At 63.8% G+C, this 19,830-nt stretch carries 15 protein-coding genes; 12 read left to right on the top strand and 3 right to left on the bottom strand.

The features are described from left to right. Positions 1-42: 42 nt before the first annotated feature. Both AOT96_RS25705 and AOT96_RS25700 read right to left on the bottom strand, forming a co-directional pair. Positions 43-471, bottom strand: a complete 429-nt coding sequence (locus tag AOT96_RS25705; RefSeq protein ID WP_065352475.1) for a PaaI family thioesterase — start codon at positions 469-471, stop codon at positions 43-45. Positions 472-707: 236 nt separating this feature from the next. Beyond that, positions 708-1,490 carry a hypothetical protein gene (locus tag AOT96_RS25700; RefSeq protein ID WP_003944809.1) on the bottom strand — a complete coding sequence of 261 codons (783 nt, stop codon included), beginning with the start codon at positions 1,488-1,490 and terminating at the stop codon, positions 708-710. 202 nt (positions 1,491-1,692) lie between these two features. Here AOT96_RS25700 and AOT96_RS25695 point away from each other — a divergent pair, with 202 nt between their 5' ends. From AOT96_RS25695 to AOT96_RS25685, 3 genes are read left to right on the top strand one after another with little or no spacing between them, the layout of a single operon-like run. After that, positions 1,693-3,153 carry a FecCD family ABC transporter permease gene (locus tag AOT96_RS25695; protein WP_073512408.1) on the top strand — a complete coding sequence of 487 codons (1,461 nt, stop codon included), beginning with the start codon at positions 1,693-1,695 and terminating at the stop codon, positions 3,151-3,153. Next, a complete protein-coding gene (locus AOT96_RS25690) occupies positions 3,150-4,241 on the top strand; it encodes a FecCD family ABC transporter permease (RefSeq protein ID WP_003944960.1) in 1,092 nt (363 codons plus the stop codon). Before AOT96_RS25695 ends, AOT96_RS25690 begins: the two co-directional genes overlap by 4 nt. Next, the gene (locus tag AOT96_RS25685) at positions 4,238-5,089 is read left to right on the top strand and encodes an ABC transporter ATP-binding protein (RefSeq protein WP_003945031.1); all 852 of its coding nucleotides are present in this window, start codon (positions 4,238-4,240) and stop codon (positions 5,087-5,089) included. The genes AOT96_RS25690 and AOT96_RS25685 overlap by 4 nt, the downstream gene beginning before the upstream one ends. A 10-nt stretch (positions 5,090-5,099) precedes the next feature. Here the strand turns inward: AOT96_RS25685 and AOT96_RS25680 are convergent, their stop codons facing one another. Beyond that, positions 5,100-7,673, bottom strand: a complete 2,574-nt coding sequence (locus AOT96_RS25680) for a bifunctional lysylphosphatidylglycerol flippase/synthetase MprF (RefSeq protein ID WP_065352474.1) — start codon at positions 7,671-7,673, stop codon at positions 5,100-5,102. 191 nt (positions 7,674-7,864) lie between these two features. On the opposite strand from AOT96_RS25680, the gene AOT96_RS25675 reads away from it, so the two are divergent. The 9 genes from AOT96_RS25675 to AOT96_RS25635 all read left to right on the top strand — a co-directional run bounded on the left by AOT96_RS25675 (position 7,865) and on the right by AOT96_RS25635 (position 19,830). Then, on the top strand, positions 7,865-8,278 hold the full coding sequence (locus AOT96_RS25675) for a BlaI/MecI/CopY family transcriptional regulator (RefSeq protein WP_003944876.1): 414 nt from the start codon (positions 7,865-7,867) through the stop codon (positions 8,276-8,278). A 25-nt stretch (positions 8,279-8,303) separates the two neighbouring features. Beyond that, the gene (locus tag AOT96_RS25670) at positions 8,304-9,257 is read left to right on the top strand and encodes a M56 family metallopeptidase (protein ID WP_007730909.1); all 954 of its coding nucleotides are present in this window, start codon (positions 8,304-8,306) and stop codon (positions 9,255-9,257) included. Between the two features lie 261 nt (positions 9,258-9,518). Next, complete coding sequence (locus AOT96_RS25665) at positions 9,519-11,489, top strand: DEAD/DEAH box helicase (protein WP_007730907.1); 1,971 nt, start codon at positions 9,519-9,521, stop codon at positions 11,487-11,489. A 217-nt stretch (positions 11,490-11,706) separates the two neighbouring features. Then, positions 11,707-13,164: an NADP-dependent phosphogluconate dehydrogenase gene (gene gndA / locus AOT96_RS25660; protein ID WP_007730904.1), complete on the top strand. Its 1,458-nt coding sequence runs from the start codon at positions 11,707-11,709 to the stop codon at positions 13,162-13,164. A 62-nt stretch (positions 13,165-13,226) separates the two neighbouring features. Beyond that, positions 13,227-14,729: a DEAD/DEAH box helicase gene (locus AOT96_RS25655; RefSeq protein WP_065352473.1), complete on the top strand. Its 1,503-nt coding sequence runs from the start codon at positions 13,227-13,229 to the stop codon at positions 14,727-14,729. Between the two features lie 4 nt (positions 14,730-14,733). After that, entirely contained in the window at positions 14,734-15,615 is an 882-nt protein-coding gene (locus AOT96_RS25650; protein ID WP_003944968.1) for a DMT family transporter, read from the top strand. Positions 15,616-15,618: 3 nt separating this feature from the next. After that, a complete protein-coding gene (locus AOT96_RS25645) occupies positions 15,619-17,055 on the top strand; it encodes a GuaB1 family IMP dehydrogenase-related protein (RefSeq protein WP_007730903.1) in 1,437 nt (478 codons plus the stop codon). A 311-nt stretch (positions 17,056-17,366) separates the two neighbouring features. After that, entirely contained in the window at positions 17,367-18,749 is a 1,383-nt protein-coding gene (locus tag AOT96_RS25640; RefSeq protein ID WP_003944847.1) for a hemolysin family protein, read from the top strand. Next, positions 18,742-19,830, top strand: a complete 1,089-nt coding sequence (locus AOT96_RS25635; RefSeq protein ID WP_003944826.1) for a hemolysin family protein — start codon at positions 18,742-18,744, stop codon at positions 19,828-19,830. The genes AOT96_RS25640 and AOT96_RS25635 overlap by 8 nt, the downstream gene beginning before the upstream one ends.

Raw genomic sequence — 19,830 nt, 5'->3', positions numbered from 1 at the left:
ACTCCACAGCTGCCCTCCGTCATTCGATCGACTGCCGTGTTGTCAGTTTCCGATCTTCGCCACCTCGGTGATGTTCGCGAGGCGAACCTGTCCCTTGGAAACGAGTCGGTCGTTCTCGTCGGTGATGCGAACTTCCCAGAGTTGCTGGGTGCGTCCGCGATGAATCGGGGTGGCTTCAGCGGTGAGAGTGCCCTCCCGCGTTGCGCGCAGGAAGTCGGTGTTGTTGTTGACTCCGACCACGTGTCCTCGCTCACCCAGCCACACGGTGCCACCGACGCTGGCGAGAGACTCCACCACCGAGCAGTACACACCCCCGTGCTGTATCCCGGCGGGCTGGTGCAGCGTGGGCTTGACGGTCCATTGCGCCCGCACGCGATCTGGGGTCAGTTCGGTGTATTCCAGGCCGATGGTGGCGTCGAAGCCCGTTCCGAGCCGTTTCATCATCTCTGCGGTCTCAGCAGTGTCGACCATGCCATCTCCATCTGTGATTCTCTGGCGCCGGTGTGGCTGCCACTCCCTACCTGATTACACGAGAGGTAACTCGAGCTTGGAATCAGGTCTGGAAAAAGAACCGGCGGGTTTCACATCATTCGATGTGAAACCCGCCGTGGGAAGGACCGGGAGTCTCTGCAGCCCTCAGGACTCCGGCGCGGTCCGGCAGTTTCGTCACTCTCGCGGGGTGTAGCTCTCCGCGCGGTGTTCCACAATCATAGGCAAGGCTGACCTAATTTAGCAAGCCCTTCGTCGAACTGGTTCCAACGAGGACGTAGCGAGACCTTGCGGCGTGCACGCACGGGCAGTCCGGCGGCGACAAAAGCGTCCAGCAGCCCCTGCCCGCGGCGCTGAGCGGCTGATTCGCCCCCGCCGGCCAAGATGGGGACATATGCCGCTGCGCCCAGGATCGACTCCCCTACCAAGCCCCAGAATCTGAACTGGTCGACGGGCGCACACCTGGAGACGGCGTCGTAGATCGCCCGTAGCGAGGTCAGGCAACGGTGCGCAGTCCAGACGAGAAGCGCTTCTTCGCACGGCATGTCGACGACGCCGTCACTGCCGGACTCCCGTCCGTTCGGCGCAACGCGCAGAGTTTCGTCGATCACCCCGGCCCAGTCGATACCGCCGTCGCTGTCCATGTGGATGAACAGGTTCTCGAGGCCTGGATCCCAAGCGGCACCTTCGGAGACGATCGATGCGGCAACCCTGCCGACCACAGCGTGAATCAGTGATGTTGCGACCTGTATCGCCGCAGCTTCGGCACTGTCGAGATCCTGGAGCGAGCGGGCGAACATCTGATGCACCCGATCCCCGCACAAGCCTTCACTCAACTGCCACCAACGCCGTTTGCCTTCACCTGACATGGCGGCAACCGCGTAGACGCGCGGGTAGTCAGGGTTGAGTGCTCGTAGGCGAACGCTGGTGCGGCTCAATGCGTTCGACCGGAGTTCGAATTCACGAACATCCGCATGCTGGGTGGTCAAGGTGATTGTCACCGTGCACTCCAATCGGCCGAAGTTGTCTTGTGGTTCTTAATGTAGGTTAGCCTCACCATAATTCAAGAGTAAAGAACTGTGACGCTGGGCACCGCATATTCACAGGAACTTGCCCCGCAGGGAGCACACCCACATAGGGTTCCGTAACCTAAGATGCGAATTCCCTGCGCACAAAGACCAGGAGCTCGAACCGCCAGTGACGATGATCAAACCGCTCGGGAACGGACATCCCCGAGGACCCAGCGAGACGTACGGACGGCGCATAGTGCCGCGCGGCCCGGCTCCTGTCCGAATGCGTGTTCTAGCTGGGATTTTCGACGCGGGGGTGTTCCTGCTTCCGTTGCTCGTCGGCTGGTACGTCGTTCAGTCGCTCCGAGACGAGAACGGTGGCGGCGAAGCCGACCGCGCAGTATTCGGTGGGACGGCAATAGCCATTGCCGTTGGTCTCCTCGTGTGGAACCTGGGATTCCGCGAAGGTGCCACAGGCCGGACCTCGGGAAAGGGATGGGTAGGTCTGGTCACGCGTGACGCGAAGACAAAGCAGCCCATCGGTGTTCGCCGGGCTCTGCGCAGGCCGTTCGATCGAACCGGTATCGAGGTGGTCCGTGAAAGCACGGCGCGCGAAGAAGGGTTCGAGGAACTCGCGCGCGACAACAGCGTCGGGGCAACTCGTCGACGCCGGCTGATCGGTCTCGCGGTGCTCACGGTTCTTCTCGCGCTCGTCATGCTCGCGAGCATCGCGGTGGGCGCACGTCCGCTGACGTTTGCCGAGATCTTCCACGCCATCTTCAGTTCGGACGGCACCCAGACGGACATCATCGTGCGAACGTTGCGCGCTCCGCGGACCATCCTGGGTCTTGTCGTCGGCATCGCACTCGGTATCGCCGGCGCCCTGATTCAGGGACACACGCGTAACCCGTTGGCAGATGCCGGACTACTCGGCCTCAACGCCGGCGCGGCTTTCTTCGTAGTCATGGCGATCTATCTCTTCGGCTTCACCGCACCGAGTCAGTACCTCTGGTTCGCGTTTGCAGGATCGTTCGTCGCCAGCATCGTCGTCTTCGGCTTGTCCTCCATCGGAAACGGCGGCGCAAGTCCTCTGAGTCTGGCTCTGGCGGGCGCGGCCGTCGCGTTCTTCCTGCAAGCCATGACCAACGCCGTGATAATCCTCGACCAGACGAGCCTGGACGCCTACCGTTTCTGGGTAGTCGGGTCGGTGTCCGGTCGCGGGTTCGACGTTCTCTGGCAGGTCCTCCCCTTCCTGATACTCGGGTTGGTCATCGCCCTGGCGAGTACGCCTGGTCTCAATGTCCTCAGCCTTGGTGAAGACGTCGCAAAAGCGTTGGGAACGAACATCGCGTTCAGTCGCACCCTCGGCATCATCGCGATCACCCTGCTGACCGGCGCCGCGACCGCAGCGTGTGGACCTATCGCGTTCATCGGATTGGTGGTCCCCCACGTGGCCCGGGCCATCACCGGACCCGACTATCGCTGGCTGGTCCCGTACGCGGGCTTGCTCGGTGCGGTCATGTTGATCACCGCGGACATCATCGGTCGCGTAGTCGTGCGCCCCGGCGAGTTGCAGGTCGGAATCATCCTGGCCCTCTTCGGCGCCCCGTTCTTCATCGCTCTCGTACGCCGCAGGAAGTTGGCAAGTCTGTGACGCTCAAGCAAGAACTCCGGGTACTCCCCCGGACCGTCCCCTCACGTAAGTCGATTCGTATCGGTGGATTCTCGCTGGTCTACCGTCCACTCGCGGTGTCGGTGTGCATTGCGCTCGCGGTCGCACTCTTCCTTCTGCTCTGCATCAACATCGGACGCGGCGACTATCCGATCTCGATCCCCGATGTCATTTCCGTCCTGCTCGGTAATGGAAGCAAGACACAGAACCTGATCGTCTTCGATCTCCGACTTCCTCGATCGCTCACCGCACTCTTCATCGGCATGGCACTCGGAATTGCCGGTGCGGTCACCCAGACGATCGCTCGCAACGCCCTCGCCAGCCCCGACATCCTCGGAATCACGGCCGGATCGAGTGCTGCCGCGGTTGCTCTCATCGTGCTCGGTGGTGGCGGGTCGTTCGTGGGACTGCTTGCCACACTGGGGATTCCGTTGGCTGCACTCTGCGGCGGCCTACTGACAGCAGTGGTGATCTACGCCCTGGCATGGCGAAAAGGCGTCGAGGGATTCCGCCTCATCCTGATCGGCATCGGCATCAACGCCATGCTCGTGGCAGCGACGGGATGGCTTCTCATCTCGGCGGACATCAACGATGCTTCCCGCGCACAGGTGTGGCTCAACGGTTCGCTCAACGGTGCCACCTGGAATCAGATGTGGCCGGTAGCCATCGCTGTCGCGGTAGTCGGCGGCTACGCGGTGATCGCATCGTTCACCATGGGAGCGCTGCGGTTGGGCGACGACAACGCCACCTCGCTCGGTGTTCGCTTGCAATCATCGCAGGCCAAACTGTTGCTCTCCGCCGTGGCGCTGGCCGCCATCGCAACCGCCGCAGCAGGCCCGGTCGGCTTTGTCGCCCTGGCTGCGCCACAGGTCGCCATGCGTCTGGTGCGCTCTGCCGGCCCGCCCATCGTGGCGTCCGCGCTGACCGGTGCTGTACTGGTGGTCGGCAGCGACGTCATCGCTCGAACAATTCTGCCTGTGGAACTCCCCGTCGGAATCGTGACTTCCGCACTGGGTGGTCCGTTCCTGCTCTACCTGTTGGTTCGTAACAATCGGAAGGTCACAGCATGACCACCATCGCTCAGTCCACCGATACTCCTTCGCGTCTCGTCGCCAAGAACCTGACGCTCGGGTACGGGGACCGCATCATCGTCGACGGACTCGATCTCGAGATCCCTACCGGCGTGATCACGACGGTCATCGGCCCCAACGGTTGCGGCAAGTCGACGCTCCTGCGTGCGCTCGGTCGTCTGCTCAAGCCCAAGGGCGGATCGGTTGTCCTGGACGGCAAGGCGATCAGTTCGATGAAGACCAAGGAAGTCGCACGGGTGCTCGGAATGCTCCCCCAGACTCCGGTTGCGCCCGAAGGACTCACGGTCGCCGATCTGGTCTCACGTGGGCGCCACCCGCACCAGTCGTGGATCAGGCAGTGGTCTGCGGACGACGAGGGCGAGGTCGCCGAAGCGCTGGAGCTGACCGGTGTCTCGGATCTCGCCGATCGACCCGTCGATCAATTGTCCGGCGGTCAGCGCCAGCGGGCCTGGATCTCGATGGCTCTCGCCCAGGGAACCGACATTCTGCTTCTCGACGAACCGACTACCTATCTGGACCTCGCGCACTCGATGGAAGTCCTCGACCTGGTGGATCAACTCCACGAGGAAATGGGGCGCACCGTGGTGATGGTGCTGCACGACCTCAATCTCGCGGTCAGATACAGCGATCATCTGATCGTGATGCGCGACGGCGCCGTCGTCGCTTCTGGTGTCCCCAAGGACATCATTTCCGCGGAACTTCTGCTCGAGGTGTTCGGTCTCGAAGCTGCGGTCATCGACGATCCCGTCTCGGATCGGCCGCTGATCGTTCCGATCGGAACCCGGCACGTGTTCGGCGCCGTCGGCGGGCCGGCAAAGCCTGCGTGACGATCGCGAATCAGCGACCCAGAATCGTCCGAACAAGTTTGAATCCCTGACCGATCGTCACGGTTGGCAGGTACGCCCGTCCGACCGCGTTCCCGATGCTCGGCAACGCGGCTGGATCGGCGAAGGTCATGTGCATCGGCACGTACCGAGGCTGGAACTTCGATTTGAAGGCCAACAGCGAACGAAATCCGTACACCGGTTCCAGGGTGCGACCGAGTAGGTCGAGCACGCTGTCCATCATCGCCGAGAAAGTCGTGGCCTCCGGTTCGTTCGCATTCCTCTCGGAGTCACCGGCGATTGTTGCCAACGGTGCACCGGACAGACTGAGGAACTCGACGCCCTCCTCCTCCAATTTCAGTGCAGCGGAGGCGATGAGGAACTCCATCGCGGGACGGAATCCTTCGGAGCGTCGCCTCATGAAGTCGAGTGTCCACCCGACGACTTTGCCGTCGCGGTACACCGGTAGCCACGACGTGACACCGTGCACGGTGCGATCCTCGTCGACGGCGATCAGGCACCGCACTTGTTCGTCGTCGATCTCGTCGAGTCCGCCGAGGGTGAATCCCATCTCGGGCATCCCCTTGTCCGCCACCCATTCCTCCGAGATCGCAACTATCTGATCCTTGATCGCGAGAGGTGCATGAGGGAAGGAAATCCACTCGGCCGTGATCCCGGACTTCTTCGCCCGGTTCAGTGCTGTTCGCACATCCTGGAACCGCTTTCCTGTGAACGCGACCTGTCCGAGGTCGAGCACGGTTTCCTCGGCGACCTGCAGGCCGCTCCAGCCCATGGAATCAGTGATGCTTCGGGCGTCGTCGGTCACTGAATAGAAGCAGGGAATCCAACCGTTCGACGAAGCGAACTCGGCAAACTCCTCGATCGCCGTGCGCATGCGATCTGGAGGACCGACCGGATCACCGGTTGTGAGAGCAACACCGGCGATGACGCGATACGCGACGTAACTCGAACCGTCCGCGCTGAACCAGTATGTGTTTCCCTTCCACGTCGTCATCCAGGACAACGGGCTGCCGGTACCGGCGATCAACATGGATCGTGCTCGTTCGGCGGCTTTGGGATCGGCGGTCTTGACCGGCTTGAGGAAACTCACGAACACCAACACGGCGGCGACGCCCCAGAACACGACGCCGGTCCACTCGAAGAGCAACGTCGACTCGATGTCCACGGGAAGCAGACGCGGATCGATCAACTGCAGGTACACGGGCGGTACAAGGCGCTGAGGGAAGTCCGCGAGCAACATCGTTACGGTGGGCTCGCGATCGAACCCGTGCCTGGCGAGCATTCCGCCGCCGACGTAGATCACGGCGAGGACCGCGAGCAAGGTCACGATCGCAGCACCGAGACGTCGGTATGTCTTGGCCGGGGCCGCGACGTCGAAGTATCGACGTGTCGCGATCAGCAGGATCAGTACGAAGAGCGGTGTCAGGAACGGCACCAGAGTTCGGTACACGTTCGGATCGCTGATTCCGTAGAACAAGCTGTCACTGTCGACGGCGTCGACGAACCTGATGACGAAGTTCCCGATCGAGAGGACGAGTAGGACGACCTGAGCACACACTGTCGCAATCCAGGCGAATCTGCGGCCACGACGGAGCCCGTCACTCAACACGAGAACGAAGATCGACGGCATCAGCGAGAGCAGAGTCGGGCCGATACCGGAGAGTCTGAGCTCGAGGAGTCCTCGTCGGCAGTCCGGATCCGACGACGACTCCTCGCACAGTTCTCGAACCTCGGCGACAGTCCAGGGAACTCCGCGGAAGAGGTCACGGAGGACCGCGAGTGGGCCGACCGCTTGCGGGGACAGCGCGGCGATCATCGGGCCGATCGCACTCGCCGCGACGACGATGGCGACCAGGACGCGACCCTCTCGCTGTGTCCCGGCGATGCGCTCACCGCGCGCCGATCGTCCGACGATCCACTGTCCGATCACCAAACCCACCACAGCGGCAAAGAATCGGATGACGTCTTGCAGCTGACCACTGAACAAGGCCAAAGTGATCGTCAACGCCAAAGTTCCGACGCGAATGCGACGGCGCCACAGGGTGCCCATGTTCGAGCTGGCGGCCATCGCAGCGCCGACGATCCATGCACTGGCTCCGACCGCGGAGCCCACGTGGAGGCGGAATCCCCAACTGGAATCGAACACCTTCGCAAACGACGCCCAGCCGAGCCCGAGCAGGACTCCCAAGATTTGAGTGCTTGCGCCGGCGATCGCAAGCTTGATCGTTCCCATTCGGCGTTCGAGGGGTGCGGCGACTGCGATCAGGAGCACGGTCGCGCCGAGGTACCCGAGCAGGTTTCCTGCCCACAGCACGGACGTGAGCGGAGTCCAGATGCGGCCGTGCTGGATCGAGCCCATTCCGGCACCGATCGTGTGCTCGAGATCGCGGGACGGTCCGTGAACGAGGCTGCCGGTTGCGGCACCCACGATCCACATGGTGAGAAGTAGAACGACCGTCAACGGTGCGTCGCGAATGCCGAAACGGATGATGCCGGCAGCTTTCTGCGTGACTACCCGCGCCCGTGATGTCGATTCTTCGGTGCCCGGCGAACTGTCGATCGTCATCTACGTGCGGCTACTTTCTGCGGATCGACTGTTGGCTTGCAATTATCGGGCATCGTCATTGTCGGGACTTTCGTCGTCTCACACCACCGTAACCGTCACGCAGATCACTATGGCCAATACCACACCCCCACCGAGGTGGTTACTACTACCAGTAGTACGTATTTCGTCGTGGAAGTCCGTAGAATCGAAGAATGGCAGGTCTAGGTGAACTCGAACGCGCGGTGATGGATCATTTGTGGTCCACATCGGAACCGCAAACTGTGCGACAGGTGCATGAAGCACTCGCGACGCATCGCGAATTGGCGTACACGACGGTGATGACCGTTCTGCAGCGCCTGGCGAAGAAGCATCTGGTGATTCAGCAGCGTGACGATCGCGCACATCGCTATCTTCCCGTCAATAAGCGCGAAGAACTGGTCGCGAGTCTGATGGTCGACGCGCTGGCCCAGGCTCCGGAGTCCGGCGGTCGCGCTGCGGCGCTCGTCCACTTCGTGGGACAGGTCAATGCTGACGAAGCCGATGCTCTCCGCGAGGCGCTCGCTGCCCTCGAGGTGCGCGAGTCCGCGAAAAAGGCTGCGCAGCCCGGAATTTCTAGGCCGAACTGATTTCGTCGTGCATGATGTGTAGGACATGAACGCCACTACTGCACTGGTTTTCGGACTGCTTGCCTTGTTGCTGGCCGGTCCGGTTCCCGCACTCCTGAGCCGCTCCACGTGGCCTTACCGCGCTCCACGCGCGGCGTTGGTTCTGTGGCAAGCCGTCGCAATTGCTGCGGTGCTGTCGGCATTCAGCTCGGGCCTGGCCATTGCCAGCCAGCTGCTCGTTCCCGGCACTGACGGTAGGCCGACGACGGCCCCGACCGCCGAAATCGATGCACTCGGGCTCCCGCTGTGGATTCTGTACGTGGTTGTTTTTGCCCTGACGCTTCTGATCGGCGCGAAGCTGATCTTCTCGATCATCCAGGTCGCTGTGAGAACCCGACGTCGCCGTGCACGTCACCGCGTGTTGGTGGACCTTCTCGACGACTGCGCCATGCCCGCGTCGGTGGAACGCACACCCGATCTGCGGGTACTGGACGTCGACGAACCGATCGCATACTGCCTGCCAGGTCTGCGTCAACGCGTGGTTCTCAGTCAAGGCACTTTGCAGAACCTCGATCATGCCGAGGTCAAAGCCATCCTGACGCACGAGCGTTCCCACCTGCGAGCTCGTCACGATCTGGTCCTCGAGGCTTTCACTGCCGTCAACCACGCGTTCCCCCGTTTCGTTCGTAGCAAGTCGGCCCTGGGATCGGTGCAGCTACTGGTGGAGTTGCTCGCCGACGATTCAGCCGTGCGGGCTACCGGTCCCACTCCCCTCGCGCGGGCGCTTGTCGCGTGTGCCGGATCGACGGCACCCCGCGGGGCAATGGCAGCGGGCGGGCCGTCGACGCTCATCCGAGTGCAACGCCTCTCGGCCGACGACGCAGATCCCCGCATCGCAGTTTTTGCGTATCTCGGGGCGGTCGCGATTCTCGTTGTTCCCACGGTTGCGGTGGCTGTGCCCTGGCTCACCGAACTTCGACTGCTTTTCAACGCATACTGAGTCTTGACCTGCGTAACCCCGTGTAGTAGTGCAGGTCACAGGCGGGGCTACCTGACTTCGGTGTCCCCGGTGGCGTAGAGTGGATCACGGCCACCATCGTGGTCCGTCAACATATAACGGCACACAGCCCAATTCCCCGCAGTATGCGTTCGGATTGCCAGGTGACATGTGCCCTGGCTCGTCCCTTTGCGAACTGTGTCGTGTATTTCAGCATGGCTTCTTCCGCTCCGCGACGTGCCCGTAGTCCGGAGAGGTTTCCGCGTGACCAACGCTGTCCAAATGTCGTCTTCCGAGAACATCGAAGACCCCACCGTCAACACCCCCGCTGCCGAAGAAGCAGTCGCCACCGAGCCGGGTATCACCTTCGCCGAGATCGGCCTGCCCGAGCAGCTTGTTGCCGCATTGGCGCGCAACTCCATCACCGTCCCGTCCCCCATCCAGGCGCAGTCCATCCCGGACGCGCTCGCCGGAACCAACGTTCTCGGCCGCGCACAGACCGGATCGGGCAAGACCCTCGCCTTCGGCCTGCCGATGCTGACCCGCCTCTCACGCCACGAAGATCGCCCGGCCGCCAAGCGTCCCCGCGCACTCGTGCTCGTCCCCACCCGTGAGCTTGCTTTCCAGGTGGTCGACTCCCTCAACTCCTACGCCGGCGCACTCGGACTCACGGTTCGTCCCGCTGTCGGTGGAACGCCGTTCGCCAAGCAGGTCGATCAGCTCCGACGCGGCGTAGACGTCCTCGTCGCAACGCCGGGTCGTCTCGGCGACCACCTGCGTCAGGGCACCTGCATCCTCGACTCGGTGGAAATCACCGCACTCGACGAAGCCGATCAGATGGCAGACATGGGCTTCCTGCCCGAGGTTCGCTCGATCCTCGGTGAGACCCCCGCAGACGGACAGCGTCTGCTGTTCTCGGCAACCCTCGACCGTGAGGTCCAGTCGCTGGTTCGTCAGTTCCTGGCCAACCACGTCACCCACTCCACCGAAGACGGCCGCGCAAGCGTCGACACGATGGAGCACTACGTTCTCCTCGTCGATCGTGGACAGAAGGATTCCGTTCTCGCCGAGATCGGTGCCCGCGACGGACGCACCATCATGTTCGCCCGCACCAAGCTCGGTTGCGAGGGAATCACCGACCGCCTCCGCGCAGTCGGCATCGCTGCCGAGTCGCTTCACGGCGGCAAGGCACAGAACCAGCGCACCCGCGTCCTCGAGCGTTTCAAGAACGGCCGCACCCCGGTCCTCGTCGCAACGGACGTCGCAGCACGCGGCATCCACGTCGACGGCATCGACCTCGTCGTTCACGTCGATCCCCCGGCCGACCACAAGGACTACCTGCACCGTGCTGGTCGTACCGCTCGCGCCGGCGAGAAGGGCACCGTTGTCGCCATCGTGCTGCCGAACCAGAAGCGTCAGTTCAAGCGTCTGACCGGTATGGCCGGCGTCAATGCCGCAGCCGTTGCCGTCACCCCGGGTTCTGCTGAACTTGCTCGCATCACCGGCGCCAAGAAGCCGACCGGAGAACCGTTGCGCGAGAGCTCTTCTCGTGGCGAGCGTTCCTTCGGTGATCGTGGTGGAAGCCGCGGCGGATACCAGGGCAACCGCTCGTCCGGTGGATACCAGGGCAACCGCTCTTCGGGTGGCTACCAGGGCAACCGCGACGGCGAGAGCCGCGGCGGATACCAGGGTGATCGCTCCAGTGGTGGTTACCAGGGCAACCGCGACAGCCGCCCCTCGACCGGATACCAAGGAAACCGCTCTTCGGGTGGCTACCAGGGCAACCGCGACGGCGAGAGCCGCGGCGGATACCAGGGCAACCGTTCGTCCGGTGGTGGATACCAGGGTGATCGCTCCAGCGGTGGTTACCAGGGCAACCGTGACAGCCGTCCGTCCTACGGAGACCGCGACAGCCGCCCGTCGACGGGTTACCAGGGCAACCGCTCGTCGGGCGGATACCAGGGAAGCCGTGACGGCGAGAGCCGCGGCGGATACCAGGGCAACCGTTCGTCCGGTGGTGGATACCAGGGCAACCGCGACAACAACCGCTCGTACGGCGATCGCGACAGCCGCCCCTCGACCGGCTACCAGGGCAACCGCTCCTCCGGTGGATACCAGGGAAACCGCGAAGGCGGCGACAACCGTGCAGCCTCGACCAGCGGTGGCGGCTTCCGCAGCCGCACCGACCGTCGTAGCTATGACGGATTCGACGGCCCGAAGCGCGATCAGCGGTAATACCTGCGCTGAGCTGCGGCTCGACAACTGAACACTGAGAACCTTCCGGCTGTGCCGGAAGCTGTATCGAGACGGATGCAGGTCACTGCAATTAAAGTGATCTGCATCCGTGTTTTGTATGCACGGTCTGATGTTCACGCGCGTCGCGGCCGCACCGTTTTCGGCTGCGCACAGCGCAGGATTTCACAGCCGCGGACCGAGAGGGAAAGCTGTAAGCATGTCAACCACTAGCACCGAATCACCCCGAGCTCAGATCGGCGTCACCGGCCTGGCCGTCATGGGTTCGAATATTGCCCGCAATTTCGCCCGCCACGGTCACACCGTTGCCCTGCACAACCGCAGCATCGCGAAGACCGATGCCCTGATCGCCGAGCATGGTTCCGAGGGCGATTTCGTGCGCACCGAGACCGTCGAGGAGTTTGTTGCCGCACTTCAGAAGCCGCGACGCGTCCTGATCATGGTCAAGGCCGGCGCCCCGACCGATGCTGTCATCGAAGAGCTCGCAAACGCCATGGAGCCCGGCGACATCATCATCGACGGTGGCAACTCGCTCTACACCGACACGATCCGTCGTGAAGCGGCGATCCGCGCCCGCGGACTGCACTTCGTCGGCGCCGGTATCTCCGGTGGCGAAGAAGGCGCACTCAACGGTCCGTCGATCATGCCGGGCGGCCCGAAGGAGTCCTACGAGGCTCTCGGCCCGCTTCTCGAGTCCATCTCCGCTCACGTCGACGGCACCCCGTGCTGCACGCACATCGGCCCCGACGGCAGCGGTCACTTCGTCAAGATGGTGCACAACGGCATCGAGTACGCCGACATGCAGCTCATCGGCGAGGCGTACAACCTCTTCCGCGACGCTCTGGGCTACGACGCCGGTCAGGTTGCCGACGTCTTCACCGAGTGGAACAAGGGCACCCTCGAGTCCTACCTGATCGAGATCACCGCCGAGGTGCTCCGCCAGGTCGACGCCGAGACGGGCAAGCCTTTGGTCGACGTCATCGTCGACGCTGCCGAGCAGAAGGGCACGGGCCGCTGGACGGTCAAGTCCGCTCTGGATCTGGGCGTGCCGGTCACCGGTATCGCCGAGGCCGTATTCGCTCGCGCACTGTCCGGTAGCCGCAATCAGCGCGCCGCAGCTCAGGCGCAGGGTCTGGCTGCCGGCTCTCTCGGCGACAAGCCTGCTGACGCCGAGCAGTTCGCCGCCGACATCCAGGCCGCGCTGTACGCGTCGAAGATCGTGGCGTACGCGCAGGGCTTCGATCAGATCGCTGCCGGCAGCGCCGAGTACGACTGGAACCTCAAGCCTGCCGACCTGGCGACGATCTGGCGCGGTGGCTGCATCATCCGTGCGCAGTTCCTCAACCGCATCAAGGACGCGTTCGACGCCGATCCGAGCCTGCCGAGCTTGATTCTGGCGCCGTACTTCCGCGAGGCCATCGAGGCAGGCATCGACAGCTGGCGCCGCGTGGTCGCCACCGCGACGATGCTCGGCATTCCGGTACCTGCGTTCGCGTCCTCGCTGTCGTACTACGACGGTCTCCGCGCGGAGCGTCTGCCGGCCGCCCTGACTCAGGGTCAGCGCGACTTCTTCGGCGCGCACACCTACGAGCGCATCGACAAGCCGGGCAAGTTCCACACACTGTGGAGCGGTGACCGCAGCGAAATCGAGGCCTGATTCACAGCGGGTATCGGTAGATGCGGTCATCTACGTCTACCGATACCCGGTAGCCTGGACAAATGCAGGAATCGACGATCGACTCGCCCACCTCGACCGAAGGGCGTTCGTTCGTCGACCTCGGAATCCCCGCCGTGATGGTGCACGCGTTGCGCCGAAGCGGCATCGATGCCCCCTTCCCCATTCAGTCGGCAACCATCCCCGATGTTCTTGCCGGTCGGGATGTACTCGGGCGCGGTGCGACGGGTTCCGGAAAGACTCTGGCCTTCGGGCTTCCGATGCTGGTGCGCCTCAAGGGTGGGGCGAGCAAGCGGAATCGTCCGCGCGGTTTGGTGCTCGCTCCCACCCGTGAGCTGGCGATCCAGATCCACAAGGCACTCGACGACGCCGCTACCGAGATCGGTTTGCGTGTGGCAAATGCGGTCGGGGGCGTTCCGATCAAGCGTCAGGCCGACATCCTTGCCCGCGGCGTCGATCTGCTGATCGCGACCCCCGGGCGCTTGCTCGACCTACTCGAGCAGAAGTCGGTGATTCTCGACGACGTCGTGATCACGACCATCGACGAAGCCGACCACATGGCGGACATGGGCTTCATCGACGAGGTTGCGAAGATTCTCGACACGACTCCGAAAGACGGTCAGCGTCTTCTCTTCTCAGCGACACTCGACGGCAAGGTCGACGATCTGGTCGCGGGTTACCTGCGCAATCCGGCGTCGCACTCGACTGCTCCCCCGGTTGCGACCGTCTCGACCATGGAACATCATCTGCTCTTCGTCGACCGCGACGACAAGAGATCCGTTGTCGCACATATCGCTTCGCGTGCGGGGCGGACCATCATGTTCGTCAAGACCAAGCACGGTGTGGATCGTCTTGCGCAGCAACTGCATTTGATCGGCGTCTCGGCCGGGGCTCTGCACGGCGGCAAGACGCAGAACAATCGGACCAAGACCCTCGCGTCGTTCTCCGACGGGACAACACCGGTCCTGGTCGCCACCGATGTCGCCGCGCGCGGAATCCATGTCGACGACGTGACGCTCGTCGTTCACGTCGATCCCCCGGCCGAGGCGAAGGACTACCTGCACCGGGCCGGTCGGACGGCACGCGCCGGCGAATCGGGCGTCGTCGTCACCATCGTCACCGACGAAGAACGTGATTCGGTCGAGAAGTTGACCAAGCAGGCAGGCATCAAGGTTCACGGTGTGCGGGTTCGTCCTGACGATCTTGAACTCACGCGCATCACCGGTGCGATGGAGCCGACGGGAATTCCGGTCGAGGCTCCCGATACGACGGTTGCCGTCAAGCACACCGCCAAGCGTGGCCGTCAGGAACACGACACTGCAGGCCGGACCGCTGCCGGAGGCCGGATGAAGAAGGACGGCGACAAGCGCGCCGCCTCCTCGCGGCGCGTCACCGATCCGAAGAGTGTGAAGAAGATCCGTGCGGACGGCACTCCGGTCCCGACCCGTTCGGAGCGTCTGGCGTCCAAGGGCTTGACCCCGCGTCGCGGCGCACCCGGCGCAGGAAAGCCGTCTGCCGGAAATCGGGGGGGCAAGCGCGCACACTGAGGGAATGGGTGATCTTCCACTGATCTCGGTTCTCTGCGCACTTCTCGCTGCACTGCTCTTCGCGTGCGCTTCGGTCGCTCAGCAACGGGCGGCGTCCGCGGTTCCCGAGGGCGAGGCGTTGGTGGCGTCGTTGATTCGCAGTCCTCGGTGGTGGGCCGGGCTGATCGGTGACGGCGGCGGGTACGTCATGCAGGCCGTTGCACTGTCGTTGGGTTCGGTGTTGGTGGTGCAGCCGCTGATCGTGACCTCGTTGCTGTTCGCGCTGCCTCTCTCGGCCAAATTCTCGGGAATCCGCATCACCCGTTCCGCGTGGTCACTGGCGATCATGCTCGCGATTTCCTTGGCGATCTTCCTCGTCGTCGGCGATCCCACCGAGGGAGACAGCAATGCTCCATGGTCGGATTGGGCTGTGCCCCTGACGATTACGGTCGCAGTGGCCGTGGCCGCAACTGTCGGCGGCTTGTCCAAACTCGACGGCGGCTGGCGCGCACTGCTTCTCGGCTCTGCGGCAGGCATCTTCTACGGCGTCGCCGTCGCATTCACCAAGTACGTCACCGACCTACTCGGCCACGGCGTCGTCGGGGTGATTTCGGCATGGCAGACGTGGGCGCTGATCGCCTCGGGCGCAATCGGGGTCTACCTGCAACAGCGCGCGTTCCAGGTCGGGCCGCTGTCGGCGTCGCTACCCGCCCTGACGATCGGCGAGCCGATCGCGGCCATCTTCCTGGGGATGACAGTGCTCGACGAACGCCTCCGCGTCGACGGTCCCGGAATTGCTCTCATCGGGTGCGCCGTCGCCGTCATGATCATGACCACGATCGCCCTTTCCCGCTCACAAGCGCGCGATACCGAGGGCGCTACGGCGGAATCGACGGTAGGCTCGTGAAACGTGCAGTTCCTCGAAGGGCAACGCCCCCCATACGACCTGACCTACGACGACGTCTTCCTCGTCCCTAACCGGACCGAGGTCACCTCTCGGTTCGACGTCGATCTCAATTCTTCCGACGGATCCGGAACGACCATTCCCGTCGTGGTCGCCAATATGACCGCAGTCGCCGGCCGCCGCATGGCGGAGACTGTCGCCCGCCGCGGCGGACTGGTCATCATTCCGCAGGACGTCCCCACCGAAGCTGTCGCCGAGACCGTGGCGTTCGTCAAGAGCCGCCACCTCGTCGCCGATACGCCGGTCACGCTTAGTCCGGACGACGCCGTCTCCGATGCGCTGGCGCTGCTTCCCAAGCGTGCTCACGGCGCGGTCGTGGTGGTCGAGGACGGTAAGCCTCTCGGTGTCGTCACGGAGGCTGCCTGCGCGGATGTCGATCGGTTCACTCGCCTACGTACCGTCGCGATCACCGACTTCGTCACGGCCCCGGTCACCGCCACACCGCGTGAGGTCTTCGAACTGCTCGAAACCAAGCACGATCCGCTGGCGGTCATCGTCAACGAAGACGGGACTCTTGCCGGCGTCCTCACCCGCACCGGCGCGATCCGTGCCGGCATCTACGACCCCGCAGTCGACGCGCGCGGCGCACTCCGGGTCGCTGCGGCGGTCGGTGTGAACGGTGACGTGGGCGCCAAGGCCAAGGCACTCGTCGACGCCGGTGCCGACGTGATCGTCGTGGACACGGCTCACGGTCACCAGCAGAGAATGATCGATGCACTCACCACCCTCAAGGCGCTCGATCTCGGCGTCCCGTTGGTCGCAGGCAACGTGGTCTCCGCACAGGGAACCCGTGATCTGATCGCCGCAGGCGCGGACATCGTCAAGGTCGGCGTCGGACCCGGAGCCATGTGCACGACTCGCATGATGACCGGCGTCGGACGCCCGCAGTTCTCGGCCGTCGCGGAATGTGCTGCAGCGGCACGTGAGCTCGGCAAGCACGTCTGGGCCGACGGCGGCGTTCGACACCCCCGCGACGTTGCACTCGCCCTCGCGGCGGGCGCGTCGAACGTCATGATCGGCTCGTGGTTCGCCGGCACATACGAGTCCCCCGGCGATCTCAAAGTCGATCAGGCGGGCAACGCGTACAAGGAGAGCTTCGGTATGGCCTCCAAGCGCGCTGTTGCCGCTCGCACAGCCACCGAAACGGCTTTCGATCGCGCCCGTAAGGGATTGTTCGAGGAAGGCATCTCCAGTTCGCGGATGCGTCTCGATCCCGAGCGCCCCGGAGTCGAGGACCTGATCGATCAGATCTGTTCCGGCGTGCGCAGTACCTGCACGTACGCGGGTGCGCGCTCTCTCGAAGAGCTGCACGAGAAGGCCGTTCTGGGCGTGCAGTCCGCCGCCGGATTTGCCGAAGGACGGCCGCTTCCGTCTGGTTGGTGAACCACGTTCTGTGACTGTCGGCGGGTGCTCGGGTCCCTACTCCCGGGCACCCGCCGGTATCATTGGATCCGTAAACAGAAAACAAAACTCGGTCGGGTGCCCTTCGGCGACCCGACCGAGCCCGCTACAGCCGAGAACTACTCGGCTCTGACGAAAGGAACCCGGTGCCCGAGGCACCCACACACTTACCCGGCGCTACACCCGTCGTTTTATCCGAGGAATCTTCTGATTCCGCCGGTTCGGAGGGCTCCTCTAGCGAGCCGGGAGACAAACCCGGCGGCCCCCGTGCACATCTCAGGTGGCGATGACACATGGACATCGTTTTCACCATTCTCAGCCTGGTCGGCTTCATCGCGCTGACTGCAGGCACCGCCCTCTTCGTGGCGGCCGAATTCTCACTGACCGCGCTCGAACGCAGCACCGTCGACGAAGCTGCTCGTGGCGGCGACCGACGCTCGCGGCAGGTTCAACACGCGCACAAGACTCTTTCGTTCCAGCTCTCCGGCGCTCAGCTGGGCATCACGATCACAACCCTGATCACCGGTTACCTGGCCGAGCCGGTCCTGGCACGGTTCATCACACCGGTCACGAAGGCCGTCGGGCTCAGTGAATCCGCTGCCTCGACAACGTCTTTGATCCTGGCTCTCGTGATCGCGACCTCGTTCTCCATGATCTTCGGTGAGCTCGTACCGAAGAACCTCGCAATCTCCAAGCCGATGCCCACCGCCCGCGCGACTGCGGGCCTGCAAGCAGGGTTCTCGCTGATCTTCCGGTGGGCCATCAACGGCCTCAACGGAACCGCCAACTGGATCGTGCGACGCCTGGGCATCGAACCCGCGGAGGAATTGCGCTCCGCGCGATCACCGCAGGAACTCGGGTCCCTCGTGCGGACGTCCGCGCAGCGCGGGTCCATCGACAAGGGCACGGCGATGCTCGTCGACCGTTCACTGCAGTTCGGTGACCGCACGGCAGAAGAGCTGATGACTCCGCGAGTGAAGATCGAATCGCTGGAACTCTCGGACACTGTCGCAGACCTGATCGTGACGGCGTCGCGGACCGGCTATTCGCGCTTCCCGGTCGTTCGCGGCGATCTCGACGACACGGTCGGCGTCGTACACATCAAGCACGCGTTCACCGTTCCGGCCGAACGTCGGCGCACGACGCGCGTCGACAGTCTGGCTCAACGTGTTCCCGTCGTGCCGTCGAGCCTGGACGGAGACACCGTCATGGAGCGGATCCGCTCCGACGGCATGCAGGTTGCGCTCGTCGTCGACGAGTACGGCGGAACTGCCGGCATCGTCACGATGGAAGACCTCATCGAGGAAATCGTCGGCGATGTGCGCGACGAACACGACGAACCCGAACTCGACGTACAGCGCGTCGGCGACGGATGGTCGTGCTCCGGTCTCCTGCGCATCGACGAGGTCACTTCGGCTACCGGGTACACCGCTCCCGAAGGCGACTACGACACGCTCGGCGGCTTGGTGCTCACCGAACTGGGCCGCATCCCCGACGAGGGTGACGAGGTGGAATTGCCCGACGTCGACTCGTCCGGTGATTCGCGCGGAAAGTGGATTGCACGAGTGACCGGCATGGACGGCCGCCGTATCGACCGGGTGACCATCACGCCGGTCCCCGCTTACGTCGAACCCGAATCCGCAGACGACAGCAAGAAGGAGTCCGACGATGAATAACCTCTTCGGTGTACTCCTCACCGTCGTGCTGCTCGCCGGCAATGCATTCTTCGTCGGTGCGGAGTTCGCACTGATCTCCGCACGACGTGACCGCCTCGAAGCACTGGTCGCGCAAGGCAAGAAGCGGGCGCTCACAGTCATCAAGGCCGGTGAGAACCTCTCGCTCATGCTTGCGGCGGCTCAGCTGGGCATCACGATCTGCTCGATCCTCCTCGGTAAGGTCGCCGAGCCCGCCATTGCGCACCTCCTCGAGGTGCCGATGGAAGCCGTCGGCCTGCCCGACGGATTGCTGCACCCGATCTCGTTTGCCATCGCGCTGTCGCTCGTCGTCGTGCTGCACATCCTGCTCGGCGAGATGGTGCCCAAGAACATCGCGTTGGCCGGCCCCGAGAAGACGGCCATGCTGCTCGTTCCCGTGCATCTGGCGTTCATCAAGATCGCTCGCCCGATCATCGCGTTCTACAACCTGTGCGCGAACGGAGTGCTCAAGCTCCTGCGCGTCGAACCCAAGGACGAACTCGACGTCACGGTCTCGGCGGTGGAGTTGTCCGCGATGATCGGTGAATCGCGATCCGAAGGTCTGATCGACGCCGAAGAACACCGGCGGTTGAAGCAGGCACTCGAATCGACCGATCGGACCGTCTCCGAGGTCCTGATCACTCTCGACAAGGTGCGGACCATTCCCCTCACACCGTCGGGAACAACACTGGGTGAGATCGAGCGTGCGGTCATCGAGACCGGATACTCGCGTTACCCGGTGCGAGCGAGCGACGGATCGCTGGCTGGGTACGTGCACCTCAAGGACGTGCTCGACGAGGTGCTCGACGAGGCCGCTGGACCGGACACCGTCGTTCCGACGTCGGATATCCGGCCGCTGCCCATCGTTCCGCTCAGCACACCGCTGGCCGAAGCGTTGGCCGGCCTTCGTCGGGCCAGCTCGCACCTCGGCGCTGTCACGGACGCTGACGGAGTGGTGATCGGTATCGTCGCGCTCGAGGATCTCCTCGAGGAGTACGTCGGAACGGTCCGCGACGGCACGCATCGCGGCACGGATGCTGTTCCCGGACAAAGAAACAGCTGA

The sequence above is a fragment of the Rhodococcus sp. 008 genome, assembly GCF_001682295.1.
In the GTDB taxonomy this organism is placed as follows: Bacteria; Actinomycetota; Actinomycetes; order Mycobacteriales; family Mycobacteriaceae; genus Rhodococcus_F; species Rhodococcus_F qingshengii.
Note: the sequence above shows the minus strand (reverse complement) of the source record. Positions and strands in the feature narration are given on the sequence as shown.

Coding starts and splice junctions, on each gene's coding strand:
- AOT96_RS25705 (WP_065352475.1), bottom strand. CDS start 471: ATGGTCGACACTGCTGAGACCGCAGAGATGATGAAACGGCTCGGAACG.
- AOT96_RS25695 (WP_073512408.1), top strand. CDS start 1,693: ATGATCAAACCGCTCGGGAACGGACATCCCCGAGGACCCAGCGAGACG.
- AOT96_RS25685 (WP_003945031.1), top strand. CDS start 4,238: ATGACCACCATCGCTCAGTCCACCGATACTCCTTCGCGTCTCGTCGCC.
- AOT96_RS25680 (WP_065352474.1), bottom strand. CDS start 7,673: ATGACGATCGACAGTTCGCCGGGCACCGAAGAATCGACATCACGGGCG.
- AOT96_RS25675 (WP_003944876.1), top strand. CDS start 7,865: ATGGCAGGTCTAGGTGAACTCGAACGCGCGGTGATGGATCATTTGTGG.
- AOT96_RS25670 (WP_007730909.1), top strand. CDS start 8,304: ATGAACGCCACTACTGCACTGGTTTTCGGACTGCTTGCCTTGTTGCTG.
- gndA (WP_007730904.1), top strand. CDS start 11,707: ATGTCAACCACTAGCACCGAATCACCCCGAGCTCAGATCGGCGTCACC.
- AOT96_RS25655 (WP_065352473.1), top strand. CDS start 13,227: ATGCAGGAATCGACGATCGACTCGCCCACCTCGACCGAAGGGCGTTCG.
- AOT96_RS25650 (WP_003944968.1), top strand. CDS start 14,734: ATGGGTGATCTTCCACTGATCTCGGTTCTCTGCGCACTTCTCGCTGCA.
- AOT96_RS25640 (WP_003944847.1), top strand. CDS start 17,367: ATGGACATCGTTTTCACCATTCTCAGCCTGGTCGGCTTCATCGCGCTG.
- AOT96_RS25635 (WP_003944826.1), top strand. CDS start 18,742: ATGAATAACCTCTTCGGTGTACTCCTCACCGTCGTGCTGCTCGCCGGC.